Origin of the sequence: Sphingomonas sp. (assembly GCF_965248875.1) — a bacterium.
Taxonomy (GTDB): domain Bacteria; phylum Pseudomonadota; class Alphaproteobacteria; order Sphingomonadales; family Sphingomonadaceae; genus Sphingomonas.
On record NZ_CBDFKR010000011.1, the window covers coordinates 269,383 to 283,726 of the forward strand.

Sequence of the window (14,344 nt, forward strand, 5' to 3'; positions counted from 1 at the left end):
CTCCATAGCGTGAACGGGGGTTCATATGCGGTACGGTTTGGTGGCGATGGGACTCGCCGGATTGCTCACTTCGACGTCGGCGCTGGCGCAGCAGCAGACGGCGCAGCCCGCCGGCAGCGATATGGCCGGCTATCTGTGCACCTTTGGCGGGCAATGCGGCACGGCTGCCGCCCAGCCGGAGCAGGAGCCGACTCGCGCCATGCCAGAAACCAAGGGCTTCCGCATCGCCGCTGCGAATCAGGCGCCGGCTGCCGCGCCCACCCATCCGATGCCGGAGACCCGCGGCTTCCGTATCGCGAGCGGGCAGCCGGCGGCGACCACGGCGGCGGCGACCAGCCGCCCCGCCGGGCCGGTGCGCGGTTTCCAGATCGCGCGCGCCGTTCCCGTTGCGTCGGCCGCCTCCACTGCGGCGGCGACCTCGCCGGCGGCGCGCGGCCCTCGTTCGTCGGGCGGCCGTTACGTTGCCACGACGCGTGCGCGCCCTGCTCCGGCCGTCGGCCAGGCGCGGGCGGACCTGATGCTGACCTTTGAGCTGAACTCCGACCACATGACTCCGGCGGGGGAGGCCCGTGCGCGCACTTTCGCGCAGGCGTTGATGATGGACGAGCTTCGGCCAAAGCGTTTCCTGATCGAGGGGCACACCGATGCCGGCGGGTCGCGGACGGCGAACATCGACCTGTCGCGCCGCCGCGCGCAGACCGTAGCCGATTTCCTGATCGCACAGGGCGTCGATCGTACTCGGGTCGAGGTTCGCGGGGTCGGCCCCGACCAACCGCTGCCCGGTCATCCGGCATCCGCCGAGGCGAACCGGCGCGTCGAGGCCGTGCTGCTCTCGTAGCGTGACCCGCCGCGCGCGCTTCCGGGGGGAAGGCTGGTCATGGCGATAGACATAACGGCGCTGGTCACGCCCCTTTCCTTTGAGGATGGGGCGCAGGCCGGGCCGGATCTGAGCTATTCCAACGAGCGCTCCGCAATCGAGGCGCCCTTTCAGCTCGACGCCAATGGCGACACGGTCGAGGAGCGCGCCTGGCGCGATTCGATCAAGCTGATCGTCGCGCAGGCGGCGGAGACCCGCGACCTGTGGCTCGCCACCTATCTCGCACGCGCGGGAGCGAAAGTCGGCGAGCTCGACACGGTGGTCGACGGCACCGCCATGCTGGCGGCGTTGATGGAAGGGCTGTGGGACGAGGTCCATCCCACGCTTGAGGAGGCCGACTATATAGGCCGCAAGACACCGTGCGAATCGTTCACCAAGATCCGCGAGTTCCTCAATCCGCTCCGCCGCACGACGCTTTTCGAGCATCGTATGGGCAAGGTTACCGGCGAGGATCTCGAGCGGTTCGCGAGCGCGGGGCCGGCGGCCGAAGGTTTTGCGCAGTTTCGCGGTGCGATCGAAACCGATGACGCCGATCGCGCAGCCGAGATCAAGGCGTCGTTCGCCGCGGCAGTGGAGAAGCTTGATGCGATCCGCGATTCGCTGAAGCGGGTCGACAACGTTCTGGTCGCTCATGCTGGCAGCGACACGGGCACCAATTTCGATCCGACTTATGAAGCAATCGCCTCGATCAGAGCCGCGGCGGTGCCGTTTGCGGGATTGGAGCCGGAGCCGCAGGCGGACGAGTTTGGCTATGACGTCGGCGGTGGGGGAGGCGCAGCGCTTTCCGGCGCTGTCCACACCCGCAATGACGTGATCCGCGCGATTGACGCCATCGTCGGCTATTACGCCACCCGCGAGCCCGCGAGCCCCGTCCCCGTCCTCCTGAAACGGGCGCGGCATTGGGTGGAAATGGATTTCATGGAATTGCTCGACGACCTCGTGCCGGACAGCGTCGCCGCGGCGAAAACGATCCTCGTGTCCAAGCGCGACGAGCAGACCGGGAATGGCGGCGGCGGCAGCGACAACGGTTACTCGACCTATTGATTAGGATGGCGGCTAGAGTAACGTGTGTGCGGGGTACGCGAGTCTGTCGCGCGACTTTTTGGGGGAAATGTCATGCCGGTGAAGAGCGGTCAGCGGTTCATCCGTGAAAACAGGGCGCCGCGCGTCCACATCGAATATGAAGTCGAGACCTACGGCGCCAAGCAGAAGGTCCAGCTGCCGTTCGTGATGGGTGTGCTGAGCGATCTCAGCGGCAAGAGCCTCGTCGAGAAGAAGGAGGCGTCCAAGCGCGACTTCACCGAATTCGACATGGACAATTTCGAACAGCGGATGGAGGCGATCGCGCCGCGCGCCGCCTTCAACGTCGAGAATACGCTGGCGGGCGGGGGCAAGATGGCCGTCGACCTGACCTTCAAGAACATGGACGACTTCTCGCCGGGCGAGGTTGCCAAGCGCGTGCCCGCGGTGGCGAAGCTGCTCGAAGCACGCCAGCAGCTCAACGACCTGTTGCTCTATATGGACGGCAAGGACGGTGCGCAGGAGCTGCTGGACAAGGTGCTCAAGGACCCGACACTGATGCAGGCGCTGTCCTCGGCCAATCAGAACAGCGAGGCCGGCGCGGCGGCTGAGTCGCCCGCGGCCGAGTAACGATCACGCGGTGGCCGGCCGCGGGCCGGTCGCCGTTTCTTTCACGACAGGAAACCCAACGGGGGTTGGAGGCGGGTTATGGCTGAGCAGGCACTTCAGGCGGGCGAACAGGCGCAAGCCGAGGCAATTCAGTTCGACGACTTTTCGTCGTTGCTGCAAAAGGAATTCAAGCCTCAGGACGGCAAGAAGGCTGATCGCATCAGCCAGGCGGTGCAGACGTTGGCGCAGCAGGCGCTGGCCGACGCGGCGGTGATCGGCGACGACGTGTTCACCACCGTCGATGCGATGCGTGCGGCGATCGATCGCAAGATGTCCGAACAGATGGACGCGATCATCCACCATGCAGATTTCCAGAAGCTGGAAAGCGCGTGGCGGGGTCTCAACTATTTGGTCATGAACACGGCGACGGGCAAGGACATGAAGATCCGCGTCATGAACATGTCGAAGGACGAGTGCCGGAAGATGTTCCGGCAATATCGTGACGCGGCATGGGATCAGAGTCCGCTGTTCAAGAAAATCTACGAATCGGAGTTCGGCCAGCTTGGCGGTCAGCCATATGGTGCGTTCACCTGCGATTATGCGTTCGATCACTCGGCGCCGGATCTCGAGGTGATGAAGGGGCTGGCGAAGATCGGCGCAGCCGCGCATGCGCCCTTCATCGCGGGCGCGGCGCCGTCGCTGTTCGGGATGGAAAGCTGGCAGGAGCTCGCCAATCCGCGCGATCTGGCCAAGTTGTTCGACGCGACCGATTACATGGCATGGCGGACTTTCCGTGAGTCGGACGACGCGCGTTACCTGGCGCTCACCATGCCGCGTTTCCTGGGTCGTCCGGTCTACGGCGCCAAGTCGGAGCCGGTCGATGCGTTCGACTACGAGGAAAACACCGGCGGCGATCACAACAAGCATCTGTGGGTCAATGCCTCCTATGCGATGGCGGTGCGCATCACCGAGGCGTTCAGCACCTGGGGCTGGTGCACGCGGATCCGCGGCGTCGAGTCGGGCGGCACCGTCGAGGGGTTGCCGACTGCGACCTTCCCGACCGATGACGGCGGCGTCGATCAGAAATGCCCGACCGAGATCGCGATCTCGGACCGTCGCGAGGCAGAGCTGTCCAATGCGGGCATGCTGGCGCTGGTGCACCGCAAGAACACCGACCAGGCGACCTTTATCGGCGGCCAGACGCTGTACAAGCCGAAGGTGTACGATAACGCCGACGCGACGGCGAACCAGAACCTGTCGGCGCGGCTCCCTTACATCTTTGCGTCGTGCCGATTCGCGCATTACCTGAAGTGCATGGTGCGCGATTGGATCGGCGGCAGCCGCGAGGCCTTCCAGCTGCAGCGCGATCTCAACAACTGGGTGATGCAATACGTCGACGGTTCGCCGCAAAACTCGAGCGAAGAGACCAAAGCCCGTCTACCTCTCAAGGGGGCACAGGTCGAAATCACTCCCGATCCGGAGAACCCGGGTTACTACAAGGGGAAGTTCATGTTCGTTCCACACTACCAGATGGAAGGCATGGATATCGCGATGAGCATGGTTTCGCGCCTGCCCAAGGCCGCCTGATCTCACAGGCAGCACCACTCGGCCGGCCGTCCGTGACGGTCAGCGGCCACAACGGAGGGAATAGCAATGGCGACTGACTTCTTTCTCAAGATTGACGGCATCCCGGGCGAAGCGACCGCCACCCACGGCAAGGGTCAGATCGATGTTCACTCGATGACCTTCGGCGTCAGCCAGCCGGCGGCGATCGGCCGCACCGGTTCGGGTCTTTCGACCGGCAAGGCATCGTTCGGTGACATCCACTTCACCAAGTTCACCGACAAGTCGTCGGCGATGCTCTACCAGGTTGCGGGCACCGGCCGTCACATTCCGACGGCGATCTTCACCGGGTTCAAGGGTACCGACACCCCGACGCTGTATTTCACCGTTACGCTGTCGGATGTGCTCATCACCTCGTTCCAGAACTCGGGCGCGGGCGGCAGCGAAATGACCGAGCAGATTTCGTTCGGCTATTCGAAGATCGAGTTTGAGTACAAGGAGATCAACGCTCAGGGCGGCGTCGCCGGCACCAACCGGGCCGGGTTCAACGTCCGCGAGGGCGGCAAGGTCTAGTTGGACACGCAAGCGCGCGCGGCGGGGGGTCGCCATGGATGATATTGCCGACACCCTGCTGCGCGCAGGCGATCTCGACGGCGCGCGGCGCGCGCTCGTCGAGGTTGTCAAGGCCAAGCCTGGCGACCAGCAGGCACGCATGTTTCTATTCCAGCTGCTCGCCGTGGCCGGCGAGTGGGACAAGGCACGTACTCAGCTCAATCTGCTCGCCCAGCTCTCGCCCGAGGCGCAGATGCTCAGCGTTGCGTACGGTCAGGCAGTTGACGCCGAGCGTACCCGCGGGCAGGTTTTCGCAGGCGCCGAGCGGATGGCGCTGCTGGTGCCCAGCGACTGGGCCGGGGGCCTGGCCGACGCCATCGAACATCATGCGCATGGCCGCACGAGCGAGGGCGACGCAGCGCGCGACGCCGCGTTTGAAGCGGCGCCCGATACCCCCGGCATGCTCGACGGCGTCGCGTTCGACTGGATCGCCGATGCCGACAGTCGGTTCGGTCCGGCGTTTGAGGCGATTGTCGGCGGCAAATACGGCCTGATCGCATTCGATGCAGTCGCCAGCCTTAAAAGCGACGGGCCGCAGGATCTGCGCGATACCGTCTGGTATCCGGTGCAGATCGCGCTGAAGGGCGGCCATTCGGTCGCTGCCATGCTGCCCGCCCGCTACCCGGGCAGCGAAGAATCGGACGACGTCAACGAGCGGCTCGGCCGCGCAACCAGCTGGCACGACACCGATGCGGGCCAGGCGGGGATCGGCCAACATCTGTGGGCGCTGTCGACCGAGGACGATCGCGACCTGATGTCGGTACGCTCGCTGACCTTCTCCTGACGAGCTGAATGGTGGCGGCGGTCAAGCAGCGGCTGACGCCCACCCTGTTCGACAAGCTGATCGCCGACACCGATATTGCGGGCATGCGCGAGACGGAGGAGTCGCGCAGCACGGTGACGCGTGAGGCGTTTCGCTTCTACACCGTGCCGCAGCTCGAGCGATTCAATGAGGCGGCGCTGCGCCACACGGTCAAGCGCGAATTGGCCTGGCTGCTCAATACCACCAATTTCGGCGCGACGTACGAGCTGACGCCCTATCCCCAGATCGAGACGTCGGTGCTTAATTACGGCTTGCCCGACATGGCGGGCAAGGTGTCGAACCCACGGGCGCTGCTGCAGCGGGCGCGCGAGATCAGGGCCGCCATCAAGATGTTCGAGCCGCGCATCGACCCCAAGACGCTGGTCGTCGAGATCGTCCGTGACGAGGAGCATCGCCACCAGGTGACCTTCACCATCCAGGGTGACATCTCCGCCGCAGCCTATGCCATGCCCGTCAAGTTCCACACCCATGTCGACCCCGACACCGCGTCCGTCGACGTGGAGGAATAGCGTCTAGCGTCCGATGGATCCCCGCCTTCTCCGCTTCTACAATGATGAACTGGGTTACCTGCGCGAGTCGGCGCGCGAGTTCGGCGAAGAGCACGAGACGGTGGCCGGGCGGCTCGGCCTCAAGACGCCGACCGACATCGATCCCTATGTCGAGCGGCTGCTGGAAGGCGTCGCCTTTCTGGGCGCCCGGGTCCAGCTCAAGCTCAACGACCAGTATCCTGAGTTCACGCAGCATCTGCTGCACGCGATCCAGCCGCATTATCTGGCGCCGATGCCGTCGATCTGCGTCGCCGGATTCGATCCCAAGGAAGGCGACCAGATCCTGATCAAGGGTCACAAGGTGCCCCGCGGCACCGAGCTGACCGCCACCGCGACCGAGCAGGGCAACGCGCCCGTGCCGTTCCGCACCGGTCACGACGTGACACTGTGGCCGCTCAAGATCGCCGAGGTCGAGTATCTTGCCAGCCGCGCCGCAGTGGCGCCCTTTGCGGCCGCCGCGGACGTGCGCGCGGAGGCGGGGCTGCGGCTACGATTCGAGGCGACGGGCGGGGTCGATCTGCCGCAGGTGCTGCCCGCAAACCTTCCGCTGTATCTGGCGGGCGCTGAGGCGGTGCCGGGCGAGCTGTACCGCCAGCTGATCGGCGAGACGCTGACGGTGCTGGCGCGCTCGGCGGACGCCCCCGCCAACGCCCCGTGGCTCCGGCTGCCACAGCCGGGACAGATCGGCTTCGAGGACGATCAGGCGCTGCTGCCGGCGGAGGAACGGTCGTTCCGCGGCTACCGGCTGCTCACCGAATATTTCGCCTGCCCGGAACGCTTCCTGTTCGTCGATCTGAAGGAGCCTGGCCGCGCCTTTGCGCAATCGCCCAGGGCCTGCGACATCGTGTTCCTGTTCTCACGCTCGTCGCAGGTGCTGACCGGCGCCGTGGAGCCGAACACGTTCCGCCTGTTCGCGACACCGGCGATCAACCTCTTCGAAAAGCAGCTCGGCCGCGTTCAGGTGACACCCTACGAGCATGAATATCACGTCATTCCGGACCGGACCAAGCCACTGGATTTCGAGGTGTTCCGGCTGCAGGAAGTGAAGGCTTACGACCGCGAGAACGTCAACGCGCGGACGGTCGCGCCGCTCTATGCATTCGGCGCGCTGCTGTACGATTGGCAGGAGGCGCTGTTCTATACGACGCAGCTGCGGCCGCGGCGATTGTCGACGCGCGAGCAGCGCTTGCGGCGGCGTACCGAATATGTCGGCACGGAGACCTGGCTGAGCCTGACGGCGCCGGGCGACGCGTCGCGGCTTGACGACGTGCAGGAGCTGTCGGTCCGCGCGCTCGTCACGAACCGCGAGCTGCCGGAGCTGCTGCAGTTTCGCGGCGACAAGCATTTCCTGATCTCCGGCGTTCCCGCGCGCGGCGTGTCGGTGCTGCGCGCGCCGACCCGGCCGCGGCCGCCGCTCGGCATGGGCGAATCCGCTTGGCGGGTCATCGGGCACCTGACGCCCAACTACGCGACCCTCGCGCCGGAGGATCACGACGATCCGTCGGTGCTGCGCGATCACCTGACGCTATACGGGCAGCAGGACGATGCGGCGCTGCGCAAGCAGATCGATGGCCTGCTCTCGATCCGCAGCCGCAAGGTCGCGCGTCGCGTGCCCGGGCTCGACCGGATGGCGATCGCGCGCGGTCATCGTATCTCGATCAAGCTGGACGATGCCGCCTTCGAGCGCAGCCGCATGTTCCTGTTCTCGGCGGTGCTCGAACGCTTTCTGTGCGAAATCGCGAGCATCAATTCGTTCACCGAGACGTGTTTCGAAAGTCCGTTGGAAGGGGAGTTCGCGCGATGGCCGCCGCGGATCGGCCGCCGCCCCAACATCTGACTTTCCTGCAGCGCGCGGCCGAGCAGGTCCGGCGCTACGGGATGTTTCCGCTCGTCCGCGGGGCGGAGGCGCGTGCGCCCGGCCAGCCGCGGATCGGGCGCGCGCGCCTTCCCGCGCAGAACACCGTCGATCTGGCTCAGGTGCCGGGCCTCGCCTTTCCCGATGCGACGATCGAGGAGGTGGAGATCCGCTTCGGCCGGCCGACGCTGCACGGCCGCTGGCTGGGGCTGACCGGGCCGATGGGGCCGCTGCCGACGCACCTGACCGAGTTCGCCTATTACGAGCGTCGCTACGCCAATGCGCGGCCGTTCGGACGGTGGCTCGACCTGATCGCCAACCGCATGCTCCAGTTCTTTTTCCGGGCGTGGGGCGATTCGCAGCCGACGGTGCAGGCCGACCGGCCCGACGACGATCGCTTCGCGCACTATCTGGGCACGCTGACCGGCGCCGCGGAAGGCGTCGGCGAGCGAACGCTGTTCCCGGCCAAAGCCCGGTTGTTCTACGCCGCGCTGTACGCTTCGCGCCGGTCGGCGGTCGGGATCGAGGATGCACTCGGCAACCTGTTGCGCCAGCCGGTACGGGTGCTGGAGTATCAGCCGCGCTGGCGCGATATCGAGCGCGACGACCAGACCCGGCTTGGGCGCAGCTTCGCGCGGCTGGACGAGGGGGTCGTCATCGGCAGCCGCACCCGCGTCGCGTCAGACGCGTTCCGCGTCGCGATCCGCGCCGGCTCGATGGCGGAATATGAGCGGCTGTTGCCGACGTCGGCACGCTTTGCGATCGCATCGGAAGCGCTCGACTCTTTCGCGCCCAGCCATCTCGAATGGGACATCATGATCGAGATGGCGGAGCGCCACGCCCGCCCCGCCGCGCTAGATGGCCGCACGCAGCTTGGCTGGACCGGCTGGCTGAAACCGGGCTCTGGCACTAACATCCGTTCGGACGCACATCTGACACGCCGCGCGAAGGGGACTCGCGCGCTTTTGGGGGACTGACACATGACCGAGATCAGCCGTTCCGCCCTGTTCGGGCGGCTCAACCCGACCGGGCTCAAAGCCATCGAGACCGCGACCGGCTTCTGCAAGATGCGCGGCAATCCATATGTCGAGCTGGTCCACTGGCTCCACATCCTGCTGCAGGACGCGCAGAACGACCTGGCGGCGATCCGCACCGCGTTCGGGCTGAACGACACGCAGGTCGCGCGCGACGTGGTCGCGCAGCTCGACTCGCTGCCGCGCGGCGCGACGGCGATCAGCGACTTCTCCCCCCAGATCGAGGAGGCGATCGAGAAGGGCTGGCTCTACGCGTCGCTCCAGTTCTCGGCGGGCCGGGTGCGAACCGGGCACCTGTTGTATGGGATGCTCAAGACGCCGACGCTGAAGAACGCGCTGTTCACGATCTCCAGCGAGTTCCGCAAGGTGCAGGTGGAGAAGCTGGGCGCGGAGTTCGAGACGATCGTCCGCGCCTCGACCGAACAGACGCTGCGTGACGCCGGCCCCGCGGCCACGGGCGGCGGCGAGGGCGGCGAGCCCGGCGCGGGGCCGGTCGCCGAGGGTGAGGCGCTGACCAAGTTCTCGGTCGACCTGACTGCGAAAGCACGTGCCGGTGAGATCGACACCATCGTCGGGCGCGACGGCGAGATCAGGCAGGTCGTCGACATTCTGCTGCGCCGCCGCCAGAACAACCCGATTCTGGTCGGCGAGGCGGGCGTCGGCAAGACCGCCGTCGTCGAGGGCTTCGCCAAGCGCATCGTCGACGGCGACGTACCCCCCAGCCTGCAAGGCGTCACGCTGCGCGCGCTCGACATCGGCTTGATGCAGGCGGGCGCGAGCGTGAAGGGCGAGTTCGAGAAGCGCCTGCGGATGGTGATCGACGAGGTCGAATCGAGCCCGGTGCCGATTGTCCTGTTCATCGACGAGGCGCACACCCTGATCGGCGCGGGCGGGCAGGCGGGGACGGGCGACGCCGCCAACCTGCTCAAGCCGGCGCTCGCGCGCGGGCGGCTGCGGACGATCGCGGCGACGACCTACGCCGAATACCGGCAGTATTTCGAGAAAGACCCGGCGCTGACCCGCCGCTTCCAGACCGTTGATGTGGCCGAGCCGGAGACGCCGGTCGCGATCGCGATGATCCGCTCGGTCGCCCCGATGATGGAGAAGCACCACAATGTGGTCGTGCTCGACGAGGCGGTGGCGTCGTCGGTGGTGCTGTCGCAGCGCTACGTTCCCGCGCGGCAGCTGCCCGACAAGGCGGTCAGCCTGCTCGACACCGCCTGCGCGCGCGTCGCGGTGTCGCAGCATGCGACGCCCGCACAGGTTGAGGACCGCAAGCGCCGCGTCGAGCTGCTGGAGGTGGAGCGCGAGATCGTCGAGCGTGAGCGGGCGGGGCAGTACCGTTCCGACGACCGGCTGGAAAAGATCGACGAGGAGCTGACCGACGCCCGCGCCGCGTCGAGCGAGATCGACGCCAAGTGGGCGCGCGAGAAGGAGGCGCTGGAGAAGCTGGTCGCGGCGCGCGACGCGCTGCGGACGGTTCGCGAGACCGAGGGCGCGGACGAGACGGAACAGCGCGCCGGATTAGACGTCGCCATCGCCGCGATGCGTGAGGCGTCGGGCGACGACCCGATGGTGTTCGGCGTCGTCGACCAGGACGCGGTCGCGGCGGTTGTCGGCGACTGGACGGGCATCCCGATCGGCCGCATGGTCAAGGACGAGATCCAGGCAGTGCTGAAAATCGCCGACGAGCTGAAGAAGCGCGTGGTCGGCCAGGATCATGCGATGGACGCTATCGCCAAGCGTATCCAGACCAGCCGCGCCAAGCTCGACAACCCCAACAAGCCGGTCGGCGTCTTCATGCTCGCCGGCCCGTCGGGGGTGGGCAAGACCGAGACCGCGCATGTGCTGTCGGAGCTGCTCTATTCCGGCGACGATTCGATGATCGTCATCAACATGAGCGAGTTTCAGGAAGCGCATACCGTCTCGACGCTGAAGGGGGCGCCTGCGGGTTACGTCGGCTATGGCCAGGGCGGCGTGCTGACCGAGGCGGTGCGGCGGCGGCCGTACAGCGTCGTACTGCTCGACGAGGTCGAGAAGGCGCACCCCGACGTCCATGAGATGTTCTTCCAGGTGTTCGACAAGGGCTTCATGAACGACTCCGAGGGGCGGTTCATCGACTTCAAGAACTGTCTGATCCTGCTGACCTCGAATGCCGGCACCGACCTCATCACCAACATGTGCGAGGACCCGGAGATGGCGCCGGAGCCGGAGGCGCTGGCGACCGCGCTCCGGCCCGACCTGCTCAAGGTGTTTCCGCCCGCGCTGCTCGGCCGCCTGGTGGTCCTGCCCTATTTCCCGCTGTCTCCGGAAATGCTGGGGGGGATCGTCAAGCTCCAGCTCAACCGCATCAAGAAGCGGATCGCGGAGAACCACAAGATCCGCTTCGAATATACCCAGGAGGTCGTCGACCTGATCGTCAGCCGCTGCAACGAGGTGGCGTCGGGCGGGCGGATGATCGACGCGATCCTGACCAACACCATGCTGCCCGATATGTCGATCGCGCTGCTCGGCAAGCAGATGTCGGGCGAGGAGGTCGAGGCAATCGAGGTCGGGGTGGCGGACCAGCAGTTCACCTACGCTTTCCACGGCAAGGGTGTGAAGGACGCGGTGGTGACCGCGCCGGTCGAAAGCGAGCTGACCGCCTTTTCCGGCGAGGCGCTGCTGGCGGAAATGATCGATGCGCCTGCTGCTGGAAAGGGCGAGGCCGAAGTGGAGGCGGCGCAGCCCGGCTCGGGCGTGCCCGCGTGACGGAGGTGGCGGGGTCCGGCGACAGTGATCGGACATCGCTCTATCTGCCGATGCCGGGCAATCCCCAGACCGTAGACATCGTCGTCGATCGGGAGGTGGTGCGCTCCGTCCATGCTCACAAGCTGATGGTGCATGGCGAGATCGGACCGCTGCTGGTCGCGGTTGATCGCTACCTGTCGCGCGACATGGCGGACGGCGAAGAGGTGTATGTGCGCCTGCTTGATCAGACGGCCGGCGAGGAGCGGTGGCATCTGCATGCCGGCAGCGCGATGCTCGGCCTGCAGGCGGAAGAGCCGCTGCTCGACTGGTCCGCCGACCGTCAGAGCGTGGTGGTGCGGCTGCTCGGCCGTTCTTCGCTGCGGCTGTCGCTGGATCAGGCCGGCGTGCTCTGCGTCGAGCCCGCCGACGTCGCGCCCGCATGCTGATGGCCGGACTCGACGACCGCGCCGCGCTCGCGGCGGCACAGGACGCCGACACCGCCGCCTATGAGCGGACGCCGTACCCGACGTTGATCCATCCTTCCACCCATCCCGACCGCCTGGCCGTCGTCGCGCGGCTGGTCGGGATGGACCCACCCGACCTGCGTACTGCGCGCGTGCTGGAGGTTGGCGTCGGCAACGGCTTCAACCTGCTCGCGATGGCGCAGCCTTTTCCGGACGCACGCTTCACCGGCATCGACATCGACGCGCTGGCGATCGGGGTCGGCCAGGGCTGGATCGAGGAGCTGGGCGCACACAACGTCACGCTGCTGCCGATGGACCTGCTCGACGCGGTTGATCGGCTTGCGGGCCCATTCGACTATATCATCGCGCACGGGGTGTATGCCTGGGTGCCGGCGCCGGTCGCCGAGGCGCTGCTGGCGCTGATCGGCCGGCTGCTCGCGCCGCAGGGCGTTGCCTGCGTCAGCTTCAACACGCTGCCCGGCTGTTATCTGCGTCTCGCGCTGCGCGACGCGATGCTGCGCGCGATCGGCGATGCGACCGATCATGACGAACGGATGGCGCGCGCCCGGACGGCGCTTGAGCGGCTTGCCGGCCCCGATGGCGGCGACGCGCCGATGCGTGAGACGGTGCGGAAGCAGGCCAAGGAGACGCTCGCCCGCGCGGATGTCGGCATCCTGATCCACGACGAGCTGAACCCGAACTATACCCCGGCCTATCTTCACGAGGTGATCGCGCGGGCGGGCGTGCACGGACTGGATTTTCTGGGCGACAGCTCGCCCGAGCTGATCACCGAGGCGTTGTTGCCGAGGGCCGTCGACCCCGCCGCCAATCATCAGCGTCAACTCGAACAGCTGGTATGCGACGGCGACGAGGCGGACTTCTGCCAGTTTCGCCGCATGCTGCTTGTCCGAGCCGGCGCCGCACCGGCCCGCGTGTTCTCCGCCTCGAATCTGAGCGGCCTCTATGCGGCGAGCGACGCCGTCCGGCATGGGGTGACCTTTGCCCGCGGCCGGCGGCACGTACAAATGCCGGACCCGGCCCTGGGCGCGGCGCTGGACCGACTGGCGGCCGCGTGGCCGGGTCGTCTGGCGGTGCCCGATCTGGGCCTCGATCCGGATCGGTTGCGCGCGCTGGTGGACCTGTCGGCGCACGACATGCTCGCGCTCCACAGCGGCCCCGCACCGTTCGCGACCGTGCAGGGCGCATGCCCGACGGCGAGTCTGCTCGCGGCATGGATGGCGAGAGCGGAGATGCCGTGGCTGGCGACGCTCGATCATCGCGTCATCAAGCTCGATCCGGTCGCCGTCGCCGCGCTGCTGGTGATGGATGGCAAGCCGGATGAAGGCCGCCTCGCCGCGGCGCTGGCCGCCGGTGCGATGACGTCCGAGCAGGCGTTGACCGCAATGCTGAACGAGGCGCTGTTCGTCGCCTAGCCGCGCACGAACAGCATCCGGTCCGGCGTGCTGCCTTCCGCATCGTGGCGATAGCCCTCGCTGTCGAAGTGGCGCAGCCCTTCGGCCCGGTCGATGCGGTGCTCCACCACCCAGCGCGCCACCAGCCCGCGGGCGCGCTTGGCGTGAAACGAGACGAAGCGGCGCTCCGGCCCCTCGCGGAAATCAATGCTGACGACGGCGACGCTCCGCGGCAGTCTTCCGTCGACCGCCGTCCAATATTCCTGGCTCGCCAGGTTTAAGACCGACCCCGAGCCCTGCTCGGCCAGATCTTCTGCGATCGCCTGCGCGACTCGATCGCCCCACCAGTCGGTCAGCTTGGCGTGCCGTGGCGCCCAGTGCGTGCCCATCTCCAGCCGGTGTGGCCGCATCAGGTCAAGCGGGCGGAGCAGCCCATAAAGGCCCGACAGCATCCGCAGATGGTCCTGCGCATAGGCAACCGCCGCCGCGTCCAGCGTCGCTGCGTCCAGCCCGCGGTACACGTCGCCCGCGAATGCATACAGCGCAGGCCGTTCAGGCGCGTCTGCGAAGTCGACGAAGCGATCATGGTTGAGCTTTGCGAGCGGCGCGGAAATGCCCATCATCGCGCGTAGCCGCCGCTGCGGCAGCCGCGCCGCCGACCGCGCCAGCGTTGCCGCCTCGCCGCCGAACCGCGGTGTGGTGACCGCGACCGGGGGCAAAGCCGTCTCGTAATCGAGCGTTTTGGCGGGCGATATCACGGCTAGCATCGCCCTGTCGGATAGCGGGCGTTCAAAGAC

General features: G+C 67.0%; 13 protein-coding genes. 12 read left to right on the forward strand and 1 reads right to left on the reverse strand.

Going from position 1 to position 14,344, the window contains the following annotated elements:
- The first annotated feature begins 25 nt into the window (after positions 1-25).
- The 12 genes from ACP2AD_RS08195 to ACP2AD_RS08250 all read left to right on the forward strand — a co-directional run bounded on the left by ACP2AD_RS08195 (position 26) and on the right by ACP2AD_RS08250 (position 13,568).
- On the forward strand, positions 26-838 hold the full coding sequence (locus ACP2AD_RS08195; RefSeq protein WP_425229585.1) for an OmpA family protein: 813 nt from the start codon (positions 26-28) through the stop codon (positions 836-838).
- Positions 839-877: 39 nt separating this feature from the next.
- Positions 878-1,921, forward strand: a complete 1,044-nt coding sequence (locus tag ACP2AD_RS08200; RefSeq protein WP_425229586.1) for an ImpA family type VI secretion system protein — start codon at positions 878-880, stop codon at positions 1,919-1,921.
- A gap of 72 nt (positions 1,922-1,993) precedes the next feature.
- Positions 1,994-2,527 (forward strand): type VI secretion system contractile sheath small subunit, encoded by a 534-nt coding sequence (tssB, locus tag ACP2AD_RS08205; RefSeq protein WP_425229587.1) that lies wholly within the window; start codon positions 1,994-1,996, stop codon positions 2,525-2,527.
- 78 nt (positions 2,528-2,605) lie between these two features.
- A complete protein-coding gene (gene tssC, locus ACP2AD_RS08210) occupies positions 2,606-4,093 on the forward strand; it encodes a type VI secretion system contractile sheath large subunit (RefSeq protein ID WP_425229588.1) in 1,488 nt (495 codons plus the stop codon).
- Between the two features lie 66 nt (positions 4,094-4,159).
- Positions 4,160-4,642 carry an Hcp family type VI secretion system effector gene (locus ACP2AD_RS08215; protein WP_425229589.1) on the forward strand — a complete coding sequence of 161 codons (483 nt, stop codon included), beginning with the start codon at positions 4,160-4,162 and terminating at the stop codon, positions 4,640-4,642.
- A 34-nt stretch (positions 4,643-4,676) separates the two neighbouring features.
- The gene (locus tag ACP2AD_RS08220; protein WP_425229590.1) at positions 4,677-5,465 is read left to right on the forward strand and encodes a type VI secretion system accessory protein TagJ; all 789 of its coding nucleotides are present in this window, start codon (positions 4,677-4,679) and stop codon (positions 5,463-5,465) included.
- 11 nt (positions 5,466-5,476) lie between these two features.
- Positions 5,477-6,013, forward strand: coding sequence for a type VI secretion system baseplate subunit TssE (gene tssE, locus ACP2AD_RS08225; RefSeq protein WP_425229591.1), 537 nt, complete (start codon positions 5,477-5,479; stop codon positions 6,011-6,013).
- 13 nt (positions 6,014-6,026) lie between these two features.
- Positions 6,027-7,889, forward strand: a complete 1,863-nt coding sequence (gene tssF, locus ACP2AD_RS08230; RefSeq protein WP_425229592.1) for a type VI secretion system baseplate subunit TssF — start codon at positions 6,027-6,029, stop codon at positions 7,887-7,889.
- On the forward strand, positions 7,853-8,884 hold the full coding sequence (tssG, locus tag ACP2AD_RS08235) for a type VI secretion system baseplate subunit TssG (RefSeq protein ID WP_425229593.1): 1,032 nt from the start codon (positions 7,853-7,855) through the stop codon (positions 8,882-8,884). Before tssF ends, tssG begins: the two co-directional genes overlap by 37 nt.
- A 3-nt stretch (positions 8,885-8,887) precedes the next feature.
- Positions 8,888-11,692, forward strand: a complete 2,805-nt coding sequence (gene tssH / locus ACP2AD_RS08240) for a type VI secretion system ATPase TssH (protein WP_425229594.1) — start codon at positions 8,888-8,890, stop codon at positions 11,690-11,692.
- Complete coding sequence (locus ACP2AD_RS08245; protein ID WP_425229595.1) at positions 11,689-12,117, forward strand: hypothetical protein; 429 nt, start codon at positions 11,689-11,691, stop codon at positions 12,115-12,117. The genes tssH and ACP2AD_RS08245 overlap by 4 nt, the downstream gene beginning before the upstream one ends.
- Entirely contained in the window at positions 12,111-13,568 is a 1,458-nt protein-coding gene (locus ACP2AD_RS08250) for a methyltransferase domain-containing protein (protein WP_425229596.1), read from the forward strand. Before ACP2AD_RS08245 ends, ACP2AD_RS08250 begins: the two co-directional genes overlap by 7 nt.
- On the opposite strand, the gene ACP2AD_RS08255 is transcribed toward ACP2AD_RS08250, so the two are convergent.
- Complete coding sequence (locus ACP2AD_RS08255; protein ID WP_425229597.1) at positions 13,565-14,314, reverse strand: YaaA family protein; 750 nt, start codon at positions 14,312-14,314, stop codon at positions 13,565-13,567. The genes ACP2AD_RS08250 and ACP2AD_RS08255 overlap by 4 nt on opposite strands.
- Positions 14,315-14,344: the final 30 nt, after the last annotated feature.

Bases quoted from the DNA above. Each gene is read 5' to 3' on its own strand.
- ACP2AD_RS08195 (WP_425229585.1), top strand. From the start codon at position 26: ATGCGGTACGGTTTGGTGGCGATGGGACTCGCCGGATTGCTCACTTCG.
- ACP2AD_RS08200 (WP_425229586.1), top strand. From the start codon at position 878: ATGGCGATAGACATAACGGCGCTGGTCACGCCCCTTTCCTTTGAGGAT.
- tssB (WP_425229587.1), top strand. From the start codon at position 1,994: ATGCCGGTGAAGAGCGGTCAGCGGTTCATCCGTGAAAACAGGGCGCCG.
- tssC (WP_425229588.1), top strand. From the start codon at position 2,606: ATGGCTGAGCAGGCACTTCAGGCGGGCGAACAGGCGCAAGCCGAGGCA.
- ACP2AD_RS08215 (WP_425229589.1), top strand. From the start codon at position 4,160: ATGGCGACTGACTTCTTTCTCAAGATTGACGGCATCCCGGGCGAAGCG.
- ACP2AD_RS08220 (WP_425229590.1), top strand. From the start codon at position 4,677: ATGGATGATATTGCCGACACCCTGCTGCGCGCAGGCGATCTCGACGGC.
- tssF (WP_425229592.1), top strand. From the start codon at position 6,027: ATGGATCCCCGCCTTCTCCGCTTCTACAATGATGAACTGGGTTACCTG.
- tssG (WP_425229593.1), top strand. From the start codon at position 7,853: ATGGCCGCCGCGGATCGGCCGCCGCCCCAACATCTGACTTTCCTGCAG.
- tssH (WP_425229594.1), top strand. From the start codon at position 8,888: ATGACCGAGATCAGCCGTTCCGCCCTGTTCGGGCGGCTCAACCCGACC.
- ACP2AD_RS08250 (WP_425229596.1), top strand. From the start codon at position 12,111: ATGCTGATGGCCGGACTCGACGACCGCGCCGCGCTCGCGGCGGCACAG.
- ACP2AD_RS08255 (WP_425229597.1), bottom strand. From the start codon at position 14,314: ATGCTAGCCGTGATATCGCCCGCCAAAACGCTCGATTACGAGACGGCT.